The sequence below is a fragment of the Rhizobium sp. G21 genome (assembly GCF_014158035.1).
In the GTDB taxonomy this organism is placed as follows: domain Bacteria; phylum Pseudomonadota; class Alphaproteobacteria; order Rhizobiales; family Rhizobiaceae; genus Rhizobium_E.
Map to the genome: position 1 here is coordinate 556,744 of NZ_JACFXW010000002.1, position 21,913 is coordinate 578,656.

The 21,913-nt window shown below is 63.1% G+C and carries 14 protein-coding genes and 3 pseudogenes; 11 read left to right on the forward strand and 6 right to left on the reverse strand.

Translation table 11 applies throughout. From position 1 onward, the window contains the following. Nucleotides 1-51 precede the first annotated feature (51 nt). Both H2O14_RS23830 and H2O14_RS23835 read left to right on the forward strand, forming a co-directional pair. Complete coding sequence (locus tag H2O14_RS23830) at nucleotides 52-2,037, forward strand: FecR domain-containing protein (protein ID WP_182829839.1); 1,986 nt, start codon at nucleotides 52-54, stop codon at nucleotides 2,035-2,037. Beyond that, the gene (locus H2O14_RS23835; protein ID WP_210275587.1) at nucleotides 2,034-2,318 is read left to right on the forward strand and encodes a hypothetical protein; all 285 of its coding nucleotides are present in this window, start codon (nucleotides 2,034-2,036) and stop codon (nucleotides 2,316-2,318) included. Before H2O14_RS23830 ends, H2O14_RS23835 begins: the two co-directional genes overlap by 4 nt. 197 nt (nucleotides 2,319-2,515) lie before the next feature. On the opposite strand, the gene H2O14_RS23840 is transcribed toward H2O14_RS23835, so the two are convergent. Next, nucleotides 2,516-2,719, reverse strand: coding sequence for a hypothetical protein (locus H2O14_RS23840; RefSeq protein WP_182829841.1), 204 nt, complete (start codon nucleotides 2,717-2,719; stop codon nucleotides 2,516-2,518). Here H2O14_RS23840 and H2O14_RS23845 point away from each other — a divergent pair. Beyond that, entirely contained in the window at nucleotides 2,718-3,698 is a 981-nt protein-coding gene (locus tag H2O14_RS23845) for a TonB-dependent receptor (RefSeq protein WP_182829842.1), read from the forward strand. The genes H2O14_RS23840 and H2O14_RS23845 overlap by 2 nt on opposite strands. Continuing rightward, nucleotides 3,698-5,669 (forward strand): annotated as a pseudogene (locus H2O14_RS29630) (CHASE2 domain-containing protein). Before H2O14_RS23845 ends, H2O14_RS29630 begins: the two are co-directional and overlap by 1 nt. Here H2O14_RS29630 and H2O14_RS23855 read toward each other — a convergent pair. Beyond that, nucleotides 5,664-6,188, reverse strand: a complete 525-nt coding sequence (locus H2O14_RS23855) for a gluconokinase (protein WP_246697742.1) — start codon at nucleotides 6,186-6,188, stop codon at nucleotides 5,664-5,666. The pseudogene H2O14_RS29630 and the gene H2O14_RS23855 sit on opposite strands and share 6 nt — an antisense overlap. Nucleotides 6,189-6,378: 190 nt before the next feature. Between H2O14_RS23855 and speB the strand changes: the two are divergent. Beyond that, nucleotides 6,379-7,325, forward strand: a pseudogene (gene speB, locus H2O14_RS23860) (agmatinase). 11 nt (nucleotides 7,326-7,336) lie between these two features. On the opposite strand, the gene putA reads toward speB, so the two are convergent. Continuing rightward, nucleotides 7,337-11,032 carry a trifunctional transcriptional regulator/proline dehydrogenase/L-glutamate gamma-semialdehyde dehydrogenase gene (putA, locus tag H2O14_RS23865; protein WP_182829843.1) on the reverse strand — a complete coding sequence of 1,232 codons (3,696 nt, stop codon included), beginning with the start codon at nucleotides 11,030-11,032 and terminating at the stop codon, nucleotides 7,337-7,339. A gap of 153 nt (nucleotides 11,033-11,185) precedes the next feature. Between putA and H2O14_RS23870 the strand changes: the two genes are divergently transcribed. From H2O14_RS23870 to repC, 5 genes and pseudogenes are all read left to right on the forward strand, one after another. Then, the gene (locus tag H2O14_RS23870; protein WP_182829844.1) at nucleotides 11,186-11,656 is read left to right on the forward strand and encodes an Lrp/AsnC family transcriptional regulator; all 471 of its coding nucleotides are present in this window, start codon (nucleotides 11,186-11,188) and stop codon (nucleotides 11,654-11,656) included. Between the two features lie 4 nt (nucleotides 11,657-11,660). Continuing rightward, entirely contained in the window at nucleotides 11,661-12,557 is an 897-nt protein-coding gene (locus H2O14_RS23875) for a LysR family transcriptional regulator (RefSeq protein WP_182829845.1), read from the forward strand. A gap of 485 nt (nucleotides 12,558-13,042) precedes the next feature. Beyond that, a pseudogene (gene repA, locus H2O14_RS23880) lies at nucleotides 13,043-14,288 on the forward strand (plasmid partitioning protein RepA). Nucleotides 14,289-14,290: 2 nt separating this feature from the next. Further along, complete coding sequence (repB, locus tag H2O14_RS23885) at nucleotides 14,291-15,355, forward strand: plasmid partitioning protein RepB (RefSeq protein ID WP_182829846.1); 1,065 nt, start codon at nucleotides 14,291-14,293, stop codon at nucleotides 15,353-15,355. Nucleotides 15,356-15,752: 397 nt separating this feature from the next. Next, nucleotides 15,753-16,904 carry a plasmid replication protein RepC gene (repC, locus tag H2O14_RS23890; protein ID WP_246697779.1) on the forward strand — a complete coding sequence of 384 codons (1,152 nt, stop codon included), beginning with the start codon at nucleotides 15,753-15,755 and terminating at the stop codon, nucleotides 16,902-16,904. A gap of 14 nt (nucleotides 16,905-16,918) precedes the next feature. Here repC and hutH read toward each other — a convergent pair whose 3' ends face one another. From hutH to H2O14_RS23905, 3 genes are read right to left on the reverse strand one after another with little or no spacing between them, the layout of a single operon-like run. Beyond that, nucleotides 16,919-18,412, reverse strand: a complete 1,494-nt coding sequence (gene hutH, locus H2O14_RS23895; RefSeq protein ID WP_182829848.1) for a histidine ammonia-lyase — start codon at nucleotides 18,410-18,412, stop codon at nucleotides 16,919-16,921. Continuing rightward, on the reverse strand, nucleotides 18,409-19,149 hold the full coding sequence (hutC, locus tag H2O14_RS23900) for a histidine utilization repressor (RefSeq protein ID WP_182829849.1): 741 nt from the start codon (nucleotides 19,147-19,149) through the stop codon (nucleotides 18,409-18,411). Before hutC ends, hutH begins: the two co-directional genes overlap by 4 nt. Before the next feature lie 58 nt (nucleotides 19,150-19,207). Continuing rightward, a complete protein-coding gene (locus tag H2O14_RS23905; protein ID WP_182829850.1) occupies nucleotides 19,208-20,554 on the reverse strand; it encodes a formimidoylglutamate deiminase in 1,347 nt (448 codons plus the stop codon). A gap of 112 nt (nucleotides 20,555-20,666) precedes the next feature. Between H2O14_RS23905 and hutI the strand changes: the two genes are divergently transcribed. After that, complete coding sequence (hutI, locus tag H2O14_RS23910) at nucleotides 20,667-21,908, forward strand: imidazolonepropionase (RefSeq protein ID WP_182829851.1); 1,242 nt, start codon at nucleotides 20,667-20,669, stop codon at nucleotides 21,906-21,908. Nucleotides 21,909-21,913: the final 5 nt, after the last annotated feature.

Here is a 21,913-nt window from a genome sequence, read left to right on the forward strand (position 1 = left end):
GGTCTTCCTGGTCGCTTGACAAGTGGTTGCGGCGCTTTCACATGATGCGTCATGGGGGCACATAGACTTACGTTACCGGCATTGTTGGGCGGGGCGCTGATCGGCGCGTCGTCGCTTTGCGCATTCGCCGATCCCGTGCCGAGACCATCGCCGGCGGCCGGCGCCGTGATCGCGCGGAAGACCGGCGAGGAAGTGCGCTTCATCGACGCCTCGCAATGGCGCTTCGTGGACGTCAAACAGGACCTTCTGGTCGGCGATGTGCTGCGGACCAACGCCGTCGGGCAGCTCGCGATCCTGTTCTCCGACCGCACCCAAATTCGTCTCGGCCGCAATTCTTCGCTCGTCGTCAAGAACCTGGCCGCATCCGGCGGCGAGGAGACGGTGTTCGAACTGCAATCGGGCTCGATCTGGGCGCGCGCCGAGCGCGGCGGCACGAGCGTGAAGGTGGAGACGCCCGCCGCCACCGCCGCCATTCGCGGCACCGACTGGACCATGACCGTCGCCGGCTCCCGCACCGCGCTGCGCGTGCTCGATGGTCGCGTGTCGCTGAGCAATCCGCAGGGTTCGGTCGATGTGTCACAAGGCCAGGCGGCGGCTGCGACGATCGGCCAGGCGCCGGAGATGCTGGCGATCGTCGATTCCGACGACCGGGAACAGATGCTGTTCTATCTGCCGCGTCGCGAGCCTTTCGAGCGGATGTCGCCCACTTTCGGTCGGCCGGTGGAGGTGCGTCGGACGATCACCGCCATCTCCGAAAAGGACGCCGATGCGCGCAGCGCTGAAGAGTGGGTGGCGCTCGCCGAGGGACAGTTGCGGCTGGACGGCGTGCTGGCCGCCGAGCAGACGCTCGCCAGTCTCGACGACAGCAAATTCAGCCGCAGCCAGCGCGCCCGGCTCACCCTCGTCAGGGCGATCATCGCAGGCTTCAAAAATGACTACACAACGTCCGCCAGGCTGTTCGCCGAGGCGAAGCCCGGGCTCGACAAGCGGCGCCAAGGCATTGCGCTTTACGGTGGCTATTATGCGCGCACGCTCGCCGATCCCAACCGTGTCGAGCCGTTGCCGACCGCCGTCGACGGCCCGGAAGCGGCGTTCCTGCGCGCCTATGCGCTGGGGTTTCTGAACGATCTCAAGGCGACGATCGCCGAATTCAAGAGCGCGGAAAAACGGTTTCCCGACGATCCCGTGCTTCCGGCCTATCGGGCCTGGATCGCGCTGCTTCTCAACGACCGGGAACAGACGCTGGAGGCGACGGAGCGCGCTCTGGCTCTTGATCCTGATAATCCCGTGGCGCTGGAGGTGTCGTCTCATTACCTTTGGGGGATTCGCGGCGATTTGAGAGGCGCCTTGGCTAAGGTCGAGCGCTCCGTGGATCTAGAACCGGGCTCCGCATCCAGCTGGAACCAGATCGGCAATATTCAATCTGAACTCGGCGGCGTTCGGGAAGCGGAAGCCGCATTTCGCAAATCCATCTCTATCGACCCTTTCAGCGCCGCAACTTACACCAATCTCGCGATTTTCTATCTCGATCTTGATCGGGTGAACGACGCCAAGCCCTTGATCGACAAGGCGCTGTCGCTGGATGCCGGTTTTTCGCCGGCGCTGGTTGCTCGAGGTCGATACTACCTGCAGACCGGCAAAGCGAGACTCGGCGTCGAGGATATCTTCGCCGGATCGGTCTCCGACCCTGGCTATCAACAGGCCCAGCTTGGGCTCGCGGCGGCGCAATATCAGAAGGGCGACCGCGTCGCCGCCGATCAGGCGCTCGACAACGCCGAACGGCTGGACGGGAATGACCCTGTGGTGTCCGCCGTGCGCGCGCGCATGGCTCTCGACGACTACGATTCGGAGAACGCCATCCGCTATGCGCGCGATTATGTGCGCCTGTCCCGCGCCCGGGGCGGCTACTACGGGGCGCTCGGCGCCAATCAGAGTCTGGCTCGACCCTCAATGACGCCTTCCGCTTTCAGGGCCTCAACGCGTGGGCGGACTATTATTCCGACGCTGTGTTCGATCCCTTCTCCGGTTCGGCCTTGATCGACCAGGCATTGCGCGGCAACGCTCCGGGTTTCTTCATAAGCTATCCCTACGGCGTCGACATCGTGCAGAACGCCACGACGAGCCGTTCCGCTTCGACCCTTTTCCAAGGCCTGCTTCTGGAACCGCATATGGTGTCCGGGCCGACCAGACGCCCACAGCTTTTGCGAGCGCCGTTCATCGAGACATCGGTCGGGAGCGGAGCGGCGCTGTCGGGGTCGGACGTCGGCCCCATCGCCAATGCCGAACTACAGGCTTTTTCGAATTCCGGATCCCCCTGAGCCTCTACGCAAATGTCGACTGGGAGCGTACGACCGACGCACGACCGGTCGATGGCTCCGGCGAAATTTCCTCGACGAGCGAAATCGCCAACGGGCTTCTCTACGCGACATCCAGTCCCACGCCCTATGATCGCGTCATCGGCTTTTTCAATTACTCGACCCGTAAACAGGACTTTCTACAATCTGTGCCCGGTATTCTACCGGGTGAGGGAGATCTCGAAGACGATGGAGAAGCCATCGCCGCCGGCATGGGCTGGAGCCATACGCTCGCCTACCACGATGTCGTCAATGCCGCGGTATTCTACACCAAAGCCAAGAGCAATGTCTCTCAGGCGGTCGATTTTTACCTCGCTCCAGGCTTTCCTATTCCATACCTGCAAAGCCTGCAGGACATCGATCATGAAGCCGTTCTCGGATCTTTGGGGCGCACCGTCGAGGACGGGCGATATCACTTGGCGTTATGGCGTCGAGGGAGGTTGGCAACGCCAGTCTTCCCGCTATTCTTATGGCGAGGAGACAGATCCGCCAACGAACATTTCCGCCTCGACCGCCGGCGACAAGTTCAACGGCCGTCTCTATCTCGATGCGCTTCACGACATCGCGACCGGCTGGAAGGCGGAATACGGTCTGACCGCCTCAGCCTTGGGAGCCGGGGAAAAAGGCGTTCGTCGCGTCGACCCGCGCGTCGGTCTCGCCTGGGAACCGGTGGACGGACAATGGCTGCGTCTCGGCTACCTCGCCGAGAGCCTCGAATTCACGACTCCAACCTTGTCGCCCAGCGGCGTCGTCGGTCTCCAGCCGGCGCAGGTTCCAGTGGACGCGAATGGCGGCGTCGATACGTTGGCGGCGCGTTGGGACGCGGAATGGACGCATCGCTTCTTCACGTCCGTCGAATATCAACATCAAAGCATCGACGAATATTTTGCTGTGGTCCCCAGCCAGAACATCCCGGTTTCGATCGCCGAAGGCATATCTGACAGAGTGAGCGCCACCGGCAATCTGGCGTTGGGCGGCGGCCTTGGCGTGTCTGCGACCGCTGTCCGGACTTGGTCGGAAAATCAGGACGCCGGAACGTTGACCTATCGCAAGAACATGCCCTTCATGCCCTCATGGGCGGGGCAGGTGGCGGCGACCTGGGTCAATGAAAACAACCTCCGGCTGACGGTTGCGGGCAATTATCTCGGCAAGCGCATCGAGGGCGGCGGCGTCAAACTCGACGATGTCTGGACGCTCGACGCCGGTCTCACCTGGGAGCCGTTCGACAAACGCTATTCGCTGGAGTTCTCTGCCTACAATCTTCTCGATGCCGATTTCGAGATTTCGGACGGCGTTCCCGGCTGGGGGCCGTCTTTCCGCGGCATGTTCAAGGCCCGCTTCTGATGCTGGCATGGGCTCAAGGCCGGCGCATCTGGCGACGCCTGGGTGGCCGGCGAGGGCAGGTGGCCTTGCTGTCGGCGCTGCTGTTTCTCGCGGTCGCCGGTCTGGCCCGGCTGCCGTTCTGGCCGTTGGTCGATTATCGCGCCTATGATTATCTGTCGACCATCGGCGCGCCGCCTCTGCCGGAAGACGCGCCGATCGTGGTGGCCATCGACGAGCCCTCGCTCGCAGATATCAATCAGCGCTGGCCCTGGCCGCGCAGCCTGCATGGCCGTCTCATCGAGGCGCTGCGCGGGGCCGGGGCGAAGGCCATTGGTTTCGACATCGTCTTTTCCGAGCCTTCGGACGAGGCCGAGGATTCGGCTTTCGAAAAACGCTCGGGCCGGATGTGGTGCTGGCGGCCGACGAATCCCTCGTGACCTCCGATCAGGCCGATCAGTTGATCCGGGCCATGCCGCTTCAACGTTTTTCGGACAAAGGCGCCCGCGCCGGCATCGCATCGGTCGCGCTCGGCCGTGACGGCGTGCTCCGCGAGGCGCCCTCTTACTCCGACGGATTCGCCGCGATGCTGGCCGAGGCGGCCGGCGAAGCCTTCGATGTGCCGGATACGGGCCGTCTCATCCAGGTGTTCGGCGGCCCGCGCCGATACCAGACGGTTTCCTATTATCAGGCGCTCGACCCCGACAACTTCCTGCCGCCCGGCCTGCTCAGGGGCCGCGTCGTGCTGGTCGGCCTCAGCCTTCAGAATGCGCCGACCCTCGAGGGCGGCGGCGCCGACGCCTTCGCGACGCCGCATACGGTGCATGACGGACGGCTGACTGCGGGCGTGGAAATCCAGGCGACGATTTTCGACAATCTCAGGCATTCGCTTTCGGTCCGGGATGGATCGGACACCCTGCGCCTCGGTTTGTTGCTGTTCGTGGCGATCGCTTCGGCGTTGATCGTTTCGAACAATTCTGGCTGGCAGGGTTTCGCCGTCGGCCTCGCCCTGATGGCCGCCGTTTTCATGGCGTCGTGGTTCATGCTGCGCTATGGCCGACTGTTCATTTCGCCCATGCGTCGCTTGCGGTCTTCGTCGCCATTCAGGCCGGCCAGGCGATGATCGATTACGCCCAGGAGCGGAAATCGCGCCAGCGCATCACCAAGGCGTTTGCGCAATACCTCGCGCCGGAACTGGTGCATCAACTGGCCCGAGATCCCTCGCGTCTCAGGCTTGGCGGCGAAAAACGCGAACTCTCGATCCTGTTCTGCGACGTGCGCGGCTTCACCACGATCGCCGAGCAGCTCAAGGACGATCCCGAGCAACTGACCACGCTGATCAACCGCCTGCTGACGCCGCTCTCGGACATCGTGCTGGCGCGCGGCGGCACGATCGACAAATATATCGGCGATTGCCTGATGGCCTTCTGGAATGCGCCGCTGGAATCGCCCGATCACGCCTATCTTTCGGTCTCGGCGGCTCTGGACATGCTGGACGCCATGGAGGCGCTCAACCGCACGCTGGAGGCGGACGCCAGGGCGCATGGCCGACGTCATTTTCCACTGCGCATCGGGGTGGGCGTCAACACCGGCGATTGCGTGGTGGGCAATATGGGCTCCACGGCGCGCTTCGACTATTCTGTGCTGGGCGACGCCGTTAATCTCGCCTCCCGCCTAGAAGGCGCGTCCAAACTCTATGACGTGCCGCTGCTGATCGGCGTCGAAACGGCGCGGATCATCGGCGACCGGCTGGCCGTGTTCGAGCTGGATCGGATCATCGTCAAGGGCAAGACGGAGGAAGCGCCGGTCTTTACGGTGCTACGCACTGCATCGGCCGCCGTGCTCGCCCTTCATCGCGCGCTTCTCGACGCCCATTACGGCGCAAATCCGTTGAAGGCGCGGGAATTGGCCATGCGTCTGGCCGATGAGAATCCCGCCCTCGCAGGCTACTATGCGCGGTTCGACATCATCGCGGCAGATGAGGAGACGCTATAGCGTCCGGAGATAGTCGAGCGTCGCCGCGACGATATCCTCGATCGGCAATGTCCCATCCACTTTCAGATGTCGTTCGTCGGCGCCCGGTCGCTGCAGCGTGTCGAACTGGCTGTCGACCAGACTGGCCGGCATGAAGTGGCCGGGACGGTGGGAGACGCGCGCATAAGACGTCTCGCGGCTGATATCAAGAAAGACGAAGATCAGTTCGGGCGCATGCGCGCGCAGCGTGTCGCGATAGGTCTTCTTCAGCGCCGAGCAAGTGGTCACGGTCGAGCGGTTCTCGCCGAGATTGGTTTCGAGCGCCCGACCGATGCTCTCGAGCCAGCCGGCGCGATCCTCGTCGGTGAGCGGTTCGCCCCGGGACATCTTCTCGACATTCTCGGCCGGATGCAGCGCATCGCCCTCGATGAAATCGGCGCCGAGCGCACCTGCGAGCGCCTCGGCCACGGTCGTCTTGCCGCAGCCGGTAACGCCCATGACATTGATGGCGAGGGGTTTGTTCTGATCGGTTCCGGCCATGTCGTGTCTCCCATCCGCCAATGAATGCTGGCTATCCACGCGCGGGAGAAATGTGTCGCCCGGCGAGGCGTTCCGAATAGCATGATCGGAAAGGCGAATGAAACGGCGCCCTTCGATTTACTCGCGAGCCGAATCGGGAAATCCTTCGCAGCTGCGAAGAGCAGAGCCGCCGGCTCCAGAGGGATTTGAAATGAAAAAGACCACACACCAACCCGTCGACGCCGCCGAAGTCCCGCGCTTCGCGGGACACGCCACCTTCATGCGCCTGCCGGCCGTGCCCACAGCCGAGGGGCTCGATATCGCGCTGGTCGGCATTCCCTGGGATGGCGGCACGACCAACCGAGCAGGCGCCCGGCACGGACCGCGGGAGATGCGCAACCAGTCGAGCCTGATGCGCCGCGTCCATCATGTCTCCAAGATCGCGCCTTTCGACCTCGCCAATGTCGCCGATGTCGGCGACGTCTCGGTCAATCCGATCGATCTGATGGATGGGTTGAAGCGCATCGAGGACGGCATCGCCTCGATCGTGGCCGCCGGCGCCATTCCGCTCGCCGCCGGCGGCGATCACCTAACCACATTGCCGTCGCTTCGCGCCGTGGCGAAGCAGCGACCGGTGGGGATGATCCATTTCGACGCTCATTCGGACACCAACGACACCTATTTCGGCGGCAACCGCTTCACCCATGGCACGCCATTCCGCCGCGCCATCGAGGAGGGATTGCTCGACCCCAAGCGCATCGTGCAGATCGGCATTCGCGGCTCGAATTACGAGCTCGACGAGCATGGTTGGGCGCTCGAACAGGGCATCCGCATCATTTACATGGAAGAATTCGTCCGGCGCGGTGTCGAGGATGTTATGGCGGAGGCGCGCGCGATCGTCGGCGCCCAGCCCATCTACGTCACCTTCGATATCGACTGCATCGACCCTCGCAGGCGCCGGGCACCGGCACGCCCGAGATCGGCGGCTTCACCACGCGCGAGGCGCAGGCGATGGTGCGCCTGCTGGAAGGTCTCGACATCGTCGGGGCAGACGTGGTCGAGGTCGCGCCACCCTTCGATATCGGCGGCATGACCGCGCTTGCCGGCGCGACCATGATGTTCGAATTGCTCTGCGTGATCGCCGCGAAGTTTCGCTGAGAGGCGAAATGTCAGCCTATCGTCATCAGGCTGGCGTTTCCGCCTGCGGCGGCGGTGTTGATCGAGGTCGAGACCTCTTCGAGCAGCCAGTTGAGGCAATAGGCGTCGGGATCGCCGGCGATGGCTTCGCTCGACGCCGCCTGGATCAGCACCAGCGGTCCCGGCAGATCGGCGATGCGACGGCTGACTTCGGTGATCCTGCCGGCGCCGCCTTCCACAAGCGCGCCGGAGAACGGACCAGCCGCCGCCCAGTTGCTCGCCCAGACCAGACGTCCGGACAGGCTCGATGGCAGATCCTTGAGGTGATCCGCCAGTCCTGCGCCCTTGTCGATCACGGCCGTATTGCCGGTGGCAAGCGCCGCCGATACTTGGCGGAACAGCCCCTGTTTCGTCACCGGCGCCAGCAGGATGCGGCCGCGCGGATGCAGCGCATAGAGATTGCGCTCGCCGACCGGCCCGTCGAGCTCGGTCTCGAAGCCGAGCGCCGAGCGGCTGCCGAGCGCGCGGGCGAAATCCGCTTCGTCTTCTTGCCCCTGCGCGTCGAGCCAGGAGGCGAAGTCGCGCAGCGCGGGATCGCTGTGGGCCGAGCTGACCTGCGGCGGCGCCGGCGCCTTTTCTACCAGACGGCCGAGATAGAGCGGACCGCCCGCCTTCGGACCCGTGCCCGACAAACCACGCCCGCCGAAAGGCTGTACACCGACCACCGCGCCGATGACGTTGCGGTTGACATAGATATTGCCGACGCGGACGCGGCTCGTCACATGCGCGATCGTTTCGTCGAGACGGGTGTGCAGGCCGAAGGTCAGGCCGTAGCCGGTGGCGTTGAGCGCGTCGATAAGGCGGTCGAGATCCTTGCGGCGGTAGCGGATGACATGCAGCACCGGGCCGAAGACTTCGCGCTTCAGGTCTGCGATCGACTTGATCTCGATGATCGTGGGCGCGACGAAAGTGCCCTTTTCCATTTCCTGGCCGAGCGGGAGCCGGTCGATCTTGCAGCCGAGCGCGGTCATGCGCTCGACATGCGCCTCGATGACCGACTTGGCCTTGGCGTTGATGACCGGGCCAATATCCACGGCGAGCCGATCGGTCGCGCCGATGCTGAGTTCGTTGAGCGCGCCCTTCAGCATGGTCAGCGTCCGGTCGGCGATCTCTTCCTGCAGGCAGAGAATGCGCAGCGCCGAGCAGCGCTGGCCGGCGCTGTCGAAGGCGGAGGCGATGACGTCGCCGACCACCTGTTCGGCGAGCGCCGAGGAATCGACGATCATCGCATTCTGTCCGCCGGTTTCGGCGATCAGCGGGATCGGTTGGCCCGACGTCGAGAGGCGGCCGGCGAGGTTGGCCTGGATGAGGCGGGCGACCTCGGTCGAGCCGGTGAACATGACGCCCGAGGTCTCGGGCGCTGCGATCAGCGCGCCGCCGAGCTCGCCGCCGCCGGGCGCGAGTTGCAAGGCGGAGACGGGAACGCCGGCTTCATGCAGAATCTTGACGCTTTCCGCGGCGATCAGAGGCGTATCCGGCGCGGGCTTGGCCACCACCGGATTGCCGGCGACGAGAGCCGCCGCCACCTGACCGGTGAAAATCGCCAACGGGAAATTCCACGGGCTGATGCAGACGATCGGGCCGAGCGGCAGATGCGCCGGACCCAGCGTGCGCCGCGCCTGTTCTGCGTAATAGCGCAGGAAATCGATCGCCTCGCGCACTTCGCCGATGGCGTTGGGCGCAGATTTGCCGGCTTCGCGAATGATCACGCCAATCAGCGTCTCGATGCGAGCCTGCATCAGGTCGGCGGCGCGATCGAGGCAGGCGGCGCGTTCGGCCGGCGCCGTGGCGGCCCAGTCTTCCGCGCCGAAAGCTGCGGCGGCCATCACCGCAGCCGCGTCCTCAGCGGCGAGTTCGGTGACATGGCCGACCACGTCGGCGTGATTGGCAGGATTGAGCACCAGCCGCGTCGCGCCGCGCGCTTCGACGCCCGCCAGCATCGGTTCGGCGAACCAACCGGTCGACACCGTGGCCTTCAGGGCTGCTCCAAGTTGCTCCAGCGTCGTTTCATTCGAAAGGTCGAGACCCGCTGAATTGCGGCGCGCGCCGAAGAGATCGACGGGGGCAGCGATCTTGTCGTGCTGCGCGCCCGGCGCCGGCATCGCCCTGACGATGTCGACAGGATCGGCGATCAACTCGTCGATCGACACATTGGGATCGGCGATGCGGTTGACGAAGGAGGAATTGGCCCCGTTTTCCAGCAGGCGGCGGACGAGATAGGCGAGCAGCGTCTCATGCGTGCCCACAGGCGCATAAATGCGGCAGGGACGATCGAGCTTGTCGGCGCCGACGACTTCTTCGTAAAGCGGTTCGCCCATGCCGTGGAGGCACTGGAATTCGTATTTGCCGACATGGAAATCCGGCCCGGCCATGTGGAGGATGGTCGACAGCGTCTGGGCATTGTGTGTGGCGAATTGCGGGAAGATCACGTCGGTCGCCGACAGCAGCTTGCGGGCGCAGGCGATGTAGGAGACGTCGGTGTAGATCTTGCGGGTGAAGACCGGAAAACCGTCCAGTCCGTCCAGTTGAGCGCGTTTGATCTCGGCGTCCCAATAGGCGCCCTTGACCAGGCGCACCATGATGCGGCGACGCGAACGGCGGGCGAGGTCGATGATATAATCGAGCACAAAGGGGCAGCGCTTGCCATAGGCCTGCACCACGAAGCCCATGCCGTTCCAACCCGACAGCGCCTCGTCGAGGCAGAGTTCTTCCAGCAGGTCGAGTGAAAGCTCCAGGCGATCGGCCTCTTCCGCGTCGATGTTGAGGCCGATGTCGTAGCGCTTGGCGAGTGCCGCAAGCGCCTTCACCTTGCCGAGAAGTTCGGCCATCACACGGGCTGCCTGGGCGCGCGAATAGCGCGGATGCAGCGCCGACAGCTTGATGGAAATGCCCGGACCTTCGTAGACGCCGCGGCCAGCGGCGGCCTTGCCGATGGCGTGAATGGCGTTTTCGTAATCGCGATAATAGCGTTCGGCGTCCGCAGCGGTGGTGGCGGCTTCGCCGAGCATGTCATAGGAATAGCGGAAGCCACGCTCCTCCAGCGGCCGTGCGCGGCGCAGCGCCTCATCGATGGTTTCTCCGGTCACGAACTGCTCGCCCATGAGACGCATGGCCATGTCGACGCCGCGCCGCACCACCGGCTCACCGCAGCGGGCGATCAGCCGGGTCAACGCCGCCGACAGCGAGTGATCATTGACGGTGGAGGCCAGTTTGCCGGTCACCACCAATCCCCAGGTCGCGGCGTTGACGAACAGCGAGCGGCCGCCGCCCATATGCGACTTCCAGTCGCCCTCGGCGATCTTGTCGCGGATCAGCGCATCGCGGGTGGCGGTGTCGGGAATGCGCAGCAGCGCTTCGGCGAGACACATTAGCGCCACGCCTTCCTGGCTCGACAGCGAATATTCCTGAACCAGCCCCTCGACCCCGGTTCCCTTATGCTTGGCCCGGAGCGCGGTGATCAGGCTGCGGGCCGTCGCTTGCGCCTGTGCGCTTGTCGACGCCGAAAGTGTTGCGGCGTCGAGAAGCGGCGGCAGGCATTCCGGTTCCGGCCGGCGATAGGCGGCGGTGATCGCCCGGCGCAGCGCCGATTGGGGCCGCACCTGCGGTGCGAAATCGTTGAACGGGCTGGATTCCGGTTGAAGTGCAGGCGAAGGGGCGGTCTGGGACATGGATCACCTCTATTGAAACAAGGGCGCGACACGGGGGCGGTTTTATGGATTCCTCGTCAGGATCATATCTCTTCCGCGCTTAAAATGCTTGACTATAATTATGCCAAAAAATAATCGTATCGCCTAAAACGTGATATACAATCAGGCGATCAGATGAGAAAAGCCGTCTCGCATGGTGAATTGGACCAATTCGACCTGAAAATACTCGACGCGCTCGCCGAAGATGGCCGCATCTCCGTGACCGATCTCGCGGCGAAAGTCGGCCTGTCGAAAACGCCCTGCCAGATCCGTATGCGCCGGCTGATCGAAGACGGCTATATCGACGGCTTCAAGGCGGTGCTCAACCCGATCAAGATCGGGCTCGATCACGTCGCCTTCGCCGAGGTGAAGCTGACCGATACGCGTGAAGAGGCTCTGTCGAGCTTCAACGCAGCGGTGAAGCGGATCAAGGAGGTGGAGGAGTGCCACATGATCGCCGGCCGCTTCGACTATCTCCTCAAGATACGCACGCCGAGCATTCATCGCTACCGTCAGGTCTTGGGCGAAAAGATTTCAAGCTTGCCTTTCGTCTCCAGCACGTCCACCAATGTGGTGATGGAGTCGGTCAAGGAAAATTGGGGTTGAGCGGATGCAGAGTCCGCGTCGCTTCCTTCCCGCCCTTCATTATCTCTCCGCCTTCGAGGCTGCGGCGCGCACCGGCAGCGTCACCGCGGCCGCGCGTGAACTGTCCCTGACCCAGGGGGCGGTCAGTCGGCAGATCAAGGCGCTGGAGGAGCAGTTGGGCGTCGAGCTCTTCCACCGCGAGAAGCAGACGATCCGGCTCACCGCCGGCGGCGAGGCCTATGCCCGCGACATCCGCGATGCGCTTAAACTGATCAGCACCGCCTCTCTCAATCTGCGCGCCAATCCGTTCGGCGGAACGCTCAATCTCGCGGTGCTGCCGACCTTCGGCGCGCGCTGGCTGGCGCCGCGCCTGCCGCGCTTTATCGACGCCAATCCCGGCGTCAGCTTCAACCTGGTGACCCGGCTTAGTTATTTCGACTTTCGCCTCGACCCCGTCGACGCCGCCATCCATTTCGGCGGACCGGAGTGGCAGGGCGGCGAAATGGCCATGCTGCGTGGCGAAACCGTCTCGCCGGTCTGCAGCCCGGATCTCAAAGCGAGGTTTTATTTCAGCGACGCGGCCTCCGTGCGGGAAGCGCCGCTCTTGCATCTTACCACTCGACCTGACGCCTGGGAGCGCTGGCTCCGCCATTACGGCGCGGCCGATGACAGCGTGCGCGGCATGCTGTTCGACCAGTTTTCCACTATCGCCGAAGCGGCGATGGCCGGCATGGGCGTGGCGCTGCTTCCGGAATTTCTCATCGAAACTGAATTGGCGTCCGGCCGTCTCGTGAAAGCCATAGATCTGCCGATGACCAGCGAAGGAGCCTATTATCTCGTCTGGCCGAGCGAGCGCGCCTCCTATCCGCCATTGCAGGCTTTTCGAGAATGGCTGTTGGCGGAAACCGCCGGCGAAAGGTGATGATGTTTTCGTCCGCTCGGTAGAGGTCGCGACGATATCCGGCGCCAAGGAATGCGCTGGGAGTTCTCGGACTTCGCCAACGCCAGCGCGAGACGTGTCCGAATGCGACGAAAAGTTATTGAGAGCGCATTCGGCGGCCCCACTACAGCAATAGCGCCCAGAGTAGATCTCTCGCCGTCGAGGCCAGGCGCCGGCGAAGCCGCGGACGTCGAAGCTTGTGCGAGGCTTGCGAAGCGCTCCCCGGCGCTCTTATGCGGTCTCATAAAATTCTTGACGCGACTCGTTGTCTGTCGCACCGTTGTTACGGAAAACGGCGAAGAATGCCAAGTTCGCCGTAATTGATATCGCTTCCTGTTAGTTTCGTCTCGGCGCGTATTTCAAATCGGCGAGAATCGTGGAAGGGGTGTGTCAAAGGTTGACGCTCCGTTAATCGTCGGCATGACGCCGTTAATGCGGAGAGGATAACATCACTTACGGAGATTTGGATGGCTATCCCGTCCAGCATGAATGTCGACAAAGCGGCGGGCCGATCAGCCGACGAGACCATTGCGCTCGATGCGCAGGCTCTGTCGGCGCAGCTGAAGGCCATGCGCGAGCGGCTGTTTCCGCCGGCGTCGCAGAAGACATTGAGGTCGTTTACGTCGGGCGAGGCCGCGCGCCTGATCGGCGTGTCCGACGGTTATCTGCGTCAGTTGACGCTGGCGGGGGGGAGGGGCCGCAGCCGCAGATCGGCTCTGCGGGGCGGCGCTATTATTCGCTGGCCGATATCGATGCGCTGCGGCGCTTCCTGGCCGACCAGGCGCTGGCCAAGGGCAATGACGCCAAGGCGCGGACCTATCTGAAATGGCGGGATCCGGCGCGCAGCGAGCATTTGCAGGTCATTTCGGTCACGAACTTCAAAGGCGGCTCGGGCAAGACGACCTCGGCCGTGCACCTGGCGCAATATCTCGCGATGACCGGCCATCGGGTGCTCGCGGTCGATCTCGATCCGCAGGCCTCGCTTTCGGCGCTGTTCGGCTACCAGCCGGAACTCGATCTCAGCGGCAACGACACGATTTACGGCGCGATCCGCTATGACGACGAGGCGCGCCCGCTGCGCGACATCATTCGCAAGACCTATTTCCATGGCCTCGATCTGGTGCCGGGAATCTCGAACTGCAGGAATTCGAGCATCAGACGCCACGGGCCTTGTCGATGCGCAAACCCGGCGACGAGAACAGCCTGTTTTTCGCCCGCGTTCAACAGGCCTTGGAAACGGTGGCGGACGATTATGACGTCGTCGTTCTCGATTGCCCGCCGCAGCTCGGCTATCTCACGCTCTCGTCGCTGTGCGCTTCGACGTCGGTGATCGTCACCGTGCATCCGCAGATGCTCGACGTCGCCTCGATGAGTCAGTTCCTGTTCATGACCGCCGATCTGCTCGCAGTGGTGCGCGAGGCGGGCGGTTCGTTGAATTTCGATTTCCTGCGCTATCTCGTGACCCGGTTCGAACCGCATGACGGACCGCAGACGCAGATCGTCGGCTTCCTCCGCTCGCTGTTCGGCGACCGCGTTCTAACCGCGCCGATGTTGAAATCGACGGCTGTCTCCGACGCCGGCCTCACCAAGCAGACACTCTATGAGGTCGGTCGTGAGAATTTCAGTCGCGGAACCTATGATCGCGCGATGGAGTCCCTCGACGCCGTCAATGCCGAGATCGAAAAGCTCATTCACACGGCATGGGGACGGTGAGCATGGCGGGCCGCGATCGCAAGAATTCGCTCAAGGCGCTGTTCGGAGACGCCGTGACGCCGGCGGGCGACGTCAGCAATCTGTCGACGTCGATCAACCCGGAAGGCGCCTCGCAGCCGCCGGCGGCAGAACAGGCCGCGCCGCCGCCGCGCGCCGCTTCCGGCGCCATCAAGGCCATGGGCCTGTCGTTGACCAACATCACGCGGGAAGCGGAAGAAGCCCGCGTTCTTCGCCAAGCGTTGGAAGAAGGCGAGCGCATCGTATCGCTGGACACCGAGAAGATCTCCGGTTCTTTCGTCAGCGACCGTCTCAGCGAAGAAGAACGGGACGATCCCGACTTTCTGCAACTGGTCGACAGCGTCCGCGAGAGCGGTCAGCAACAGCCGATCCTGGTGCGCCCGCATCCAGAAAAGCAGGGTCATTATCAGGTCGCCTATGGGCATCGTCGCCTGCGCGCCGTTCACCGTCTCGGTCTCAAGGTCAAGGCGGTTATCCGCAATCTCACCGACAGCGAGCTGGTGCTGGCGCAAGGGAAAGAGAACGCCGAGCGGCGCAATCTCTCCTTCATCGAGCGCGCCCTGTTCGCCAAGGCGCTGATCGGTCGCGGCTTCGAGCGAAAGATCGCCTGCGATGCGCTTGCGGTTCAGAAAAGCGAGTTGTCGCGATTGCTGCAGGTGGCCGACAGCGTGCCGGACGCGCTGATCCGCGCCATCGGTCCTGCGCCGAAAATCGGCCGTGAACGCTGGATGGCGCTCGGCCAGCTGTTCGACGACGACGCGGCCAAAGGCAAGGCGGAGGCGGAAATCGCCTCCGACCGCTTCAGATCAGCGGAAAGCGACGAGCGCTTCCAGATGCTGTTCGAGCGCCTGTCCCGCAAGGCTCGATCGGAAAAATCAGCGCCGGAAGCTTTGTCGACGCCGGACGGCAAGGTGTTCGCCCGGGTCAATCGTCAGGGCAGAAGCGTGAAGATCGAATTCTCCGTAGAGGCGGATCAAGGCTTCATCGAAGCTGCGATCGAGCGCATGACGGAGGATTACGCGCGATTCCTCGCGAAAGCGGGATCGTGACCATAGGCTGCGGGGGCTGGAAGCGGCCCCTGTAGCGACGTCGGGACGAGAGAAAGGGAACATCGAGACAAGAAAAAAGGCCCCAAAACGTCGCCATTTCGGAAGCCCTCTTTGATGTAGCAACCCAAGAGAATCACTTCCCAAGGTCAAAGTCAAGAGTCGGCCGCGCATTTCGTGGGCCGCAGAGTTCGATCGTCGTCCCCATTGGCTTGATCCATAGGCGACGAACCCTTTGTCGCGCCTTAAGTTTTCCGGCTGGATACGCTTCGCGAGCCATGCTTGCGGGAGCGATGACCTATGTCCCGATGAAATGCCGTTGCAGGCCCTCCTTGTCTTCTTGATCAGGGGACTGGACATGACCGAACGAATTGGAACGACGCCTTTTGGCGGCGGCAAGATGTCTGCGCGCCTTTTCAAGCGCCAGATCGACGTGGCGGAGCGACAGCAGGCGCTGCAGGGCGGCGAGGGCGGCAATGAAACCGGCCGCGCCGACAAATGGCGGCTGCTCAGGGCGCTGACGGAAGCCAAGGCGCATTACGGTTTGAACGACCGCGCCATCGCCCTTCTCGAAGCAATGGCGAGCTTCGCTGCCGAGCGCGAGCTGGATGGCGCGAAACCGATCATCGTTTTCCCCTCCAATCGCGAATTGTCCTTGCGCGCGCGCGGCATGTCGCCGGCGACCATCCGCCGCCATGTGGCGGCGCTGGTCGAAGCAGGACTGATCTTCCGACGCGACAGCGCCAACGGCAAACGCTATTGTCGCCGTGGCGATCATGGCGCCGTCGAAGAAGCCTTCGGCTTTGATCTCGCCCCGCTGGCGTTGAAGGCCGATGAAATCTTCGCTCTGGCCGAACAGGCGCGCGAGGACGACAAGCTTTTGCGAGCGATCAGGACCGAAATCACGCTTCATCAGCGCGACATCGCCAAGATCCTGGAGATCGCCATCGAGGAAGGGAGGGCGGGCGACTGGCTGGACTTCTCGATCCAACTCGCCGGCATCCGGTCCACCCTTACCAGAAAGACGGAAATCGAGACGCTCCGCCAGACGAAATCCGACCTTAACCTGTTGAGGCATAAGGTGGAAACGCTATACCTCGAAGCATTGTCCGAAGAAGAAATGAGCGCCAATGACTTACAAATTGAGCGCCATATACAGAATTCAAAGTCAGAACAGCTACTTGAATCCAGCGGCAATGAAAAAGAAAAGACGGAAGCGCAACAGCGTAAAGCCTTGGTGAGCTTGGCGCGATTGCAAAAGGTCTGCCCGCAAATATTGGATTATGCCCGCGAGGGCGTAAGAGGTTGGAGCGATCTCATCAAGACAGCGGATCTCGTCCGCTCGATGTTGGGGGTTTCGCCGGATGCATGGCGCAAAGCGCGGGCAGCCATGGGCGAAGAAGCCGCCGCGGTCGTGATCGCTGTCATGCTGGAAAGGGCAGAAGAGATCAAATCGCCCGGCGGTTACCTGCGCAACCTGACGGACAAGGCGGAAGTCGGCGCCTTCAGCATCCTGCCGATGCTTCAGGCGCTCGAACGAAAGACAAAATAGGCTTGCCGCTTTGTCTACCGGAGTTCTGACCAGTCGGAGGCGTGCAACATGCTCCGCAGCGTCTCGATATCGGGGTTCAGAGGTCGGTCGTCCGCATAAGCGGAAACCTTTTGACGGACAGCGGTTTGGAGCCGATCGGTGAGCGGCGCCCGTTCGCCTTGGCCAGACACGAAATCCTGGGCCTGCGCCGCAGCCATGAGTTCAATGGCGAAGATATATTCGGCGTTGTCGAGGGCGGCGAGGAGTTTGTTGACCGCGGGTGTGGGATTGGCGAGGAAATCCTCCTGCAGCGCCGAGGTCACGCCGCCGTCGACCGAGGCCGGCATGGCGAGCCGGCGATTTTCGTTGGCGAGCCCGGCTGCCGTATATTGCGCGATCATGAATCCGGAATGGGCGCCGGCGTCCTGGGCGAGGAAAGCGGGCAAGCCGCTGACCAGCGGGCTTACGAGACGGTCGAGGCGGCGTTCGCTCATGAGCGACAGTTGCGCGAGCGCGATGGCGAGGCTGTCCATGGCCTGGGCGAGATGCGGCGCCACCGCATGCGCTTCGGACTGCACATGCGGTTTGTCGGGTGTTCCCGAAACAAAGGGATTGTCGCTGACGGAAGCAAGTTCTTGATCGACGATACGGACAGCCGAGGCAAAGACGTCGCGAGCTGCGCCGTGAACATGGGGAATAGCGCGGAGGCTGAGCGCATCCTGGGTGCGCCGACCCTTTGCCGCAGCGATCAGACCGCTTCCGGCGAGATAGGTTTCAATCGTACGAGCGACCTGAAGGCTGCCGGGCGACGGACGGACGGAGACGGAAAATTCGGACAGGGCGTCGATTTGCGCTCCGGCTGCTTCCAATGTGAGAGCGGCGATCGCATCCGCCCAGTCCAGCAGCCGCGCCATGCGGGATACGGCGAGACTGGACAGACCGGTGGCGCAGGCAGAGCCATTGACGAGGCTCAAGCCTTCCTTGGCGCGGAGTGTCAAAGGCGGCAGGCCGATTTTCTCGAGCGCGGTTTTTCCGTCGAGGCTCTCGCCGTCAAGTTCTGCTTTTCCTTCGCCGATCAGTAGCAAGGCGATTGCGGCATTGTGGGTGAGATAACCGACAGAGCCGCGAGAAGGTGTGACCGGGGTCAGGCCGGTTTCCAGGAATTTCAGATAGTAGCGAATGATCTCCGGCCTTACGCCGGATTTGCCATGTGCGAAATTGTTGATCTGGGCGGTGATGATCGCGCGCACCTCCGGTTTCGGCAAAGCCGGGCCGACGCCGGCCGAATGGCTGAGCACGATATGGCGGGAGAGGGCAGCCTGTTGCTCGCGGCTCACCACCCGATCGGCCAGCGCGCCGACGCCTGTGGTTATGCCATAGGCGCGCACGCCGCTTTCGACGATCGCGTCGACGATGGCGCTCGCCTGCTCGATGCGAGCCCAGACATCCGGCGCCAATTCGAGCGTCTCGCCATGGGCTATGCGGGCGACATCCGGCCAGGTCAGCGTGTCGGATAAAAGAACGGTCATTTCGATGCTCCGGTAATGGTCTGGGCAGGCGGGGTGAAGCGCGCGACGAGGGCGTGCCGATCGCCGGGATAGGTGAATTTCACGTGTGTTACGGGTCCCGCGCCGCTCCATGTGCGACGCTCGACCGCAAGGCAGGCGGCGCTTTTATCGATATCGAGCCTGACGGCGACATCCTGGCTCGCGGAGACCGCGGTGATCCGGTGTTCCGCGGCGCTCCATGGCACTTCCTGGAGCAGCCAGGGACCGGGGGCGTTTTGTGAGAAATCCGGTTTTGTCGCTTCGGGCACTGTCTCGAGATTGATGATCCGCTCTTCGAGGCAGAAGGGCCTGCTTTCCGCGAAATGGATGCAAACGATATCGGCGACGCGGGCGCCGGACGGCAGTTCGAGACGCTTGCGATCCTCGGCGGTCGCCTTGCGGGTGACGAAGCTGGCGATCTCATATCCATAGGCGAGATTGAGGCTCTGCACTTCGGCCTTGATGTCGTGGATTTCGAGAATGGCCGACTGCGCCTTGGGGAACGCGACGAAACTGCCCGACTTCTTGCGTCTCTCGATCAGACCGGAAGCGGCGAGCTGCGTCATCACCTTGTTCACCGTCATGCGCGAACAGCCGTAATGTTCGGCAAGGTCGACTTCGAACGGGATGCGATGACCCGGCGGCCAGTCGCCGGAGACGATGCGCGTCTCGATGTCGCTCAGAATTTTCTGATGCAAGGATTCCTTGCTCGTCTCCATGGATCCGCCCCGGTTTGTCTTGGCCCGCGCTTACACTGCCCCTTGCTCGCCGAAAAGATCAGGCGTCGAGAAGCCTCGCCATCGCTTTGTGAAACCGGGTCGATATGGCCTCTCGCTGGACATGGCGGCCGCCCTCGACGCGCTTGACGCCGGCGGTCCAGACCTTGTCGACGCTGAGGCGGCCTGCGAAGATCCAGTGATCGAGGATCTGGTCGTCCTGGAGATGGGACGCTTCGGATAGATCCAGGCTGACGATGTCGGCTGTTTCCCCGATTGCAAGCGAGGCGTTTGAAGCGAGCGCTTTGGATCCGCCCGACAGCGCGCTATCGAACAGCCTCCGGCCGGTCGAGCCGCCGGGCGCCGCCACGACATTGCGGGCCCGGAGCGAAAGACGCTGCGAATATTCGAGCGTTCGGAGTTCTTCCGCGACGGAAATCAGAATGTTCGAGTCGGATCCGATCCCGAACGCCCCGCCCTGGTCGAGAAAACGCGGAGCAGGGAAGACGCCGTCGCCGAGATTGGCTTCGGTGATCGGGCAGAGGCCGGCGACCGCGCCTGACCGCGCCATTCCCGCCGTTTCCGTCTCGGTCATGTGGGTGGCGTGGATCAGGCACCAGCGGTCATCGACCGGCATGTTGCGAAGCAGCCATTCGACGGGAGTTGAGCCAGACCAGGCGACGCAGTCTTCAACCTCTTTCACCTGTTCGGCGATATGGATGTGGATGGGCCCGCCCTCGGCCAGCGGCAGGATCGTGGTCAACTCGTCAGGCGTTGCGGCGCGAAGGCTGTGCGGGGCGATTCCGAGTCGCCCGCCCGAAAGAGCGGCAAGTCCGGTTCGGCAAGCGTCCATGAGTTTGGCATAGCTGTCGATCGAATTGATGAATCGCCGTTGTCCGTCGATAGGCTCAAGTCCGCCGAAGCCGGAATGGGCATAGAAGACCGGCAGCAGCGTCAGATGGATGCCCGCCTCGCTTGACGCCGCCATGATGCGGTTGGCGAGTTCGGCAATGTCGCCATAGGGGGCGCCGTCCCTGTCGTGATGGACATAATGGAATTCGCCGACGCGGCCGAAACCGGCTTCGAGCATTTCCATATAGAGCTGCGCCGCCACGGCCTCCATGTCCTCTGGCGTCATGGTGAGCGCGAATTTGTACATGATGCTGCGCCAGCTCCAGAAATTATCGGCGCCCGGCCCGCGCAATTCCGCAAGACCCGCCATGGCGCGCTGAAAGGCGTGGCTATGCAGGTTGGGCATAGCCGGCAGCAGCACGTCAGAGATCTCGTCGCCCGGCAGAGCGGCGACGCCGGTCTCCAATGTCGTGATCCGCCCATCGGCAAGCGTCAACCGGACGTCTTTTTTCCAACCGGACGCGGTGAGAGCGGTTTTGGCGTAAAGTCGGGTCATCGGCGTTTTCTCCGGTTCTCTTGGCCTGTCGGCGGGCGGCTCGAAAATTTCTCTTGCCTGTCACTTATTATGTATATACATGAATCATAAAGATTGAAGCGGAATATCGATCATGGACCAGATTTTTTCGCGACCCGACGCGCTCTACAGAAATGCCCGCATCGCCTCGATGACGCCGGGCGCCGAAGGTCTCGGCGTCATCGAGGGCGGCGTGATACTGGTGCGCGACGGCCGGATCGCCTTTGTCGGCGTGGAGGGTGATCTTCCCGCCGGCGCGGAGCCCCGCGACCTGGATGTGCAGGATCTCGAGGGACGTTGGGTCACGCCGGGTCTCATCGATTGCCATACGCATATCGTGCACGGTGGCAATCGCGCCCGGGAATTCGAAATGCGGCTGGCGGGCGCGAGCTACGAGGAAATCGCCCGTGCCGGCGGCGGCATCGTCTCCACGGTCAGCCAGACCAATGCGCTGAACGTCGACCAACTGGTCGAAGCCTCGCTGCCGCGTGTGGACACGCTGATCGCCGAAGGCGTCACCACGATCGAGGTCAAATCAGGCTATGGCCTGTCGATCGAAGGCGAACTCAACATGCTCCGGGCCGCTCGCCGGCTCAGCGAGATCAGACCGGTGCGCGTGGTGACGAGCTATCTCGCCGCGCATGCCACGCCGGCCGCCTATAAAGGCCGCAATGCCGACTATATCGCCGACGTCGTGCTTCCGGGCATGACGGCGGCGAAAGCCGAAGGTCTCGTCGACGCCGTTGACGGGTTTTGCGAAGGCATCGCCTTCTCGGTGGCCGAAATCGAGATCGTCTTTCGTCATGCGCGAGAGCTAGGACTGCCGGTCAAGCTGCATGCCGAGCAACTCTCCAATCTCGGCGGCGCCAAGCTCGCGGCCTCTCATGGCGCTCTCTCCGTCGATCACATCGAATATCTCGATGATGAGGGCGTCGCGGCGCTCCAGGCGTCCGGCACGGTCGCGGTGCTGCTTCCCGGCGCCTTCTACGCCATCCACGAAACCCGCAAGCCGCCGGTCGCCGCATTGCGTGCGGCCGGCGTGCCGATCGCCATCGCCACCGACTGTAATCCCGGCACCTCGCCGCTGACCTCGCTGCTTCTGACCATGAACATGTCGGCGACGCTCTTCGGTCTGACCGTGGAGGAGTGCATTCTCGGCGCCACCCGCAACGCCGCCCGCGCTTTGGGCGTCTCGGCTGAAACCGGATCTCTCGAAGACGGCAAGTCGGCCGACTTCGCCGTCTGGAATGTCGAGAGCCTGGCGGAACTCGTCTACCGCATCGGCTTCAATCCGCTGCATCTGCATGTCTTCAAAGGCGAAAGGATCTCGCTTTGACCATC

Coding starts and splice junctions, on each gene's coding strand:
- H2O14_RS23830 (WP_182829839.1), top strand. CDS start 52: ATGGGGGCACATAGACTTACGTTACCGGCATTGTTGGGCGGGGCGCTG.
- H2O14_RS23845 (WP_182829842.1), top strand. CDS start 2,718: ATGAAGCCGTTCTCGGATCTTTGGGGCGCACCGTCGAGGACGGGCGAT.
- H2O14_RS23840 (WP_182829841.1), bottom strand. CDS start 2,719: ATGATCGATGTCCTGCAGGCTTTGCAGGTATGGAATAGGAAAGCCTGG.
- H2O14_RS23855 (WP_246697742.1), bottom strand. CDS start 6,188: ATGGCCGGAACCGATCAGAACAAACCCCTCGCCATCAATGTCATGGGC.
- putA (WP_182829843.1), bottom strand. CDS start 11,032: ATGTCCCAGACCGCCCCTTCGCCTGCACTTCAACCGGAATCCAGCCCG.
- H2O14_RS23870 (WP_182829844.1), top strand. CDS start 11,186: ATGAGAAAAGCCGTCTCGCATGGTGAATTGGACCAATTCGACCTGAAA.
- H2O14_RS23875 (WP_182829845.1), top strand. CDS start 11,661: ATGCAGAGTCCGCGTCGCTTCCTTCCCGCCCTTCATTATCTCTCCGCC.
- repB (WP_182829846.1), top strand. CDS start 14,291: ATGGCGGGCCGCGATCGCAAGAATTCGCTCAAGGCGCTGTTCGGAGAC.
- repC (WP_246697779.1), top strand. CDS start 15,753: ATGTCTGCGCGCCTTTTCAAGCGCCAGATCGACGTGGCGGAGCGACAG.
- hutH (WP_182829848.1), bottom strand. CDS start 18,412: ATGACCGTTCTTTTATCCGACACGCTGACCTGGCCGGATGTCGCCCGC.
- hutC (WP_182829849.1), bottom strand. CDS start 19,149: ATGGAGACGAGCAAGGAATCCTTGCATCAGAAAATTCTGAGCGACATC.
- H2O14_RS23905 (WP_182829850.1), bottom strand. CDS start 20,554: ATGACCCGACTTTACGCCAAAACCGCTCTCACCGCGTCCGGTTGGAAA.
- hutI (WP_182829851.1), top strand. CDS start 20,667: ATGGACCAGATTTTTTCGCGACCCGACGCGCTCTACAGAAATGCCCGC.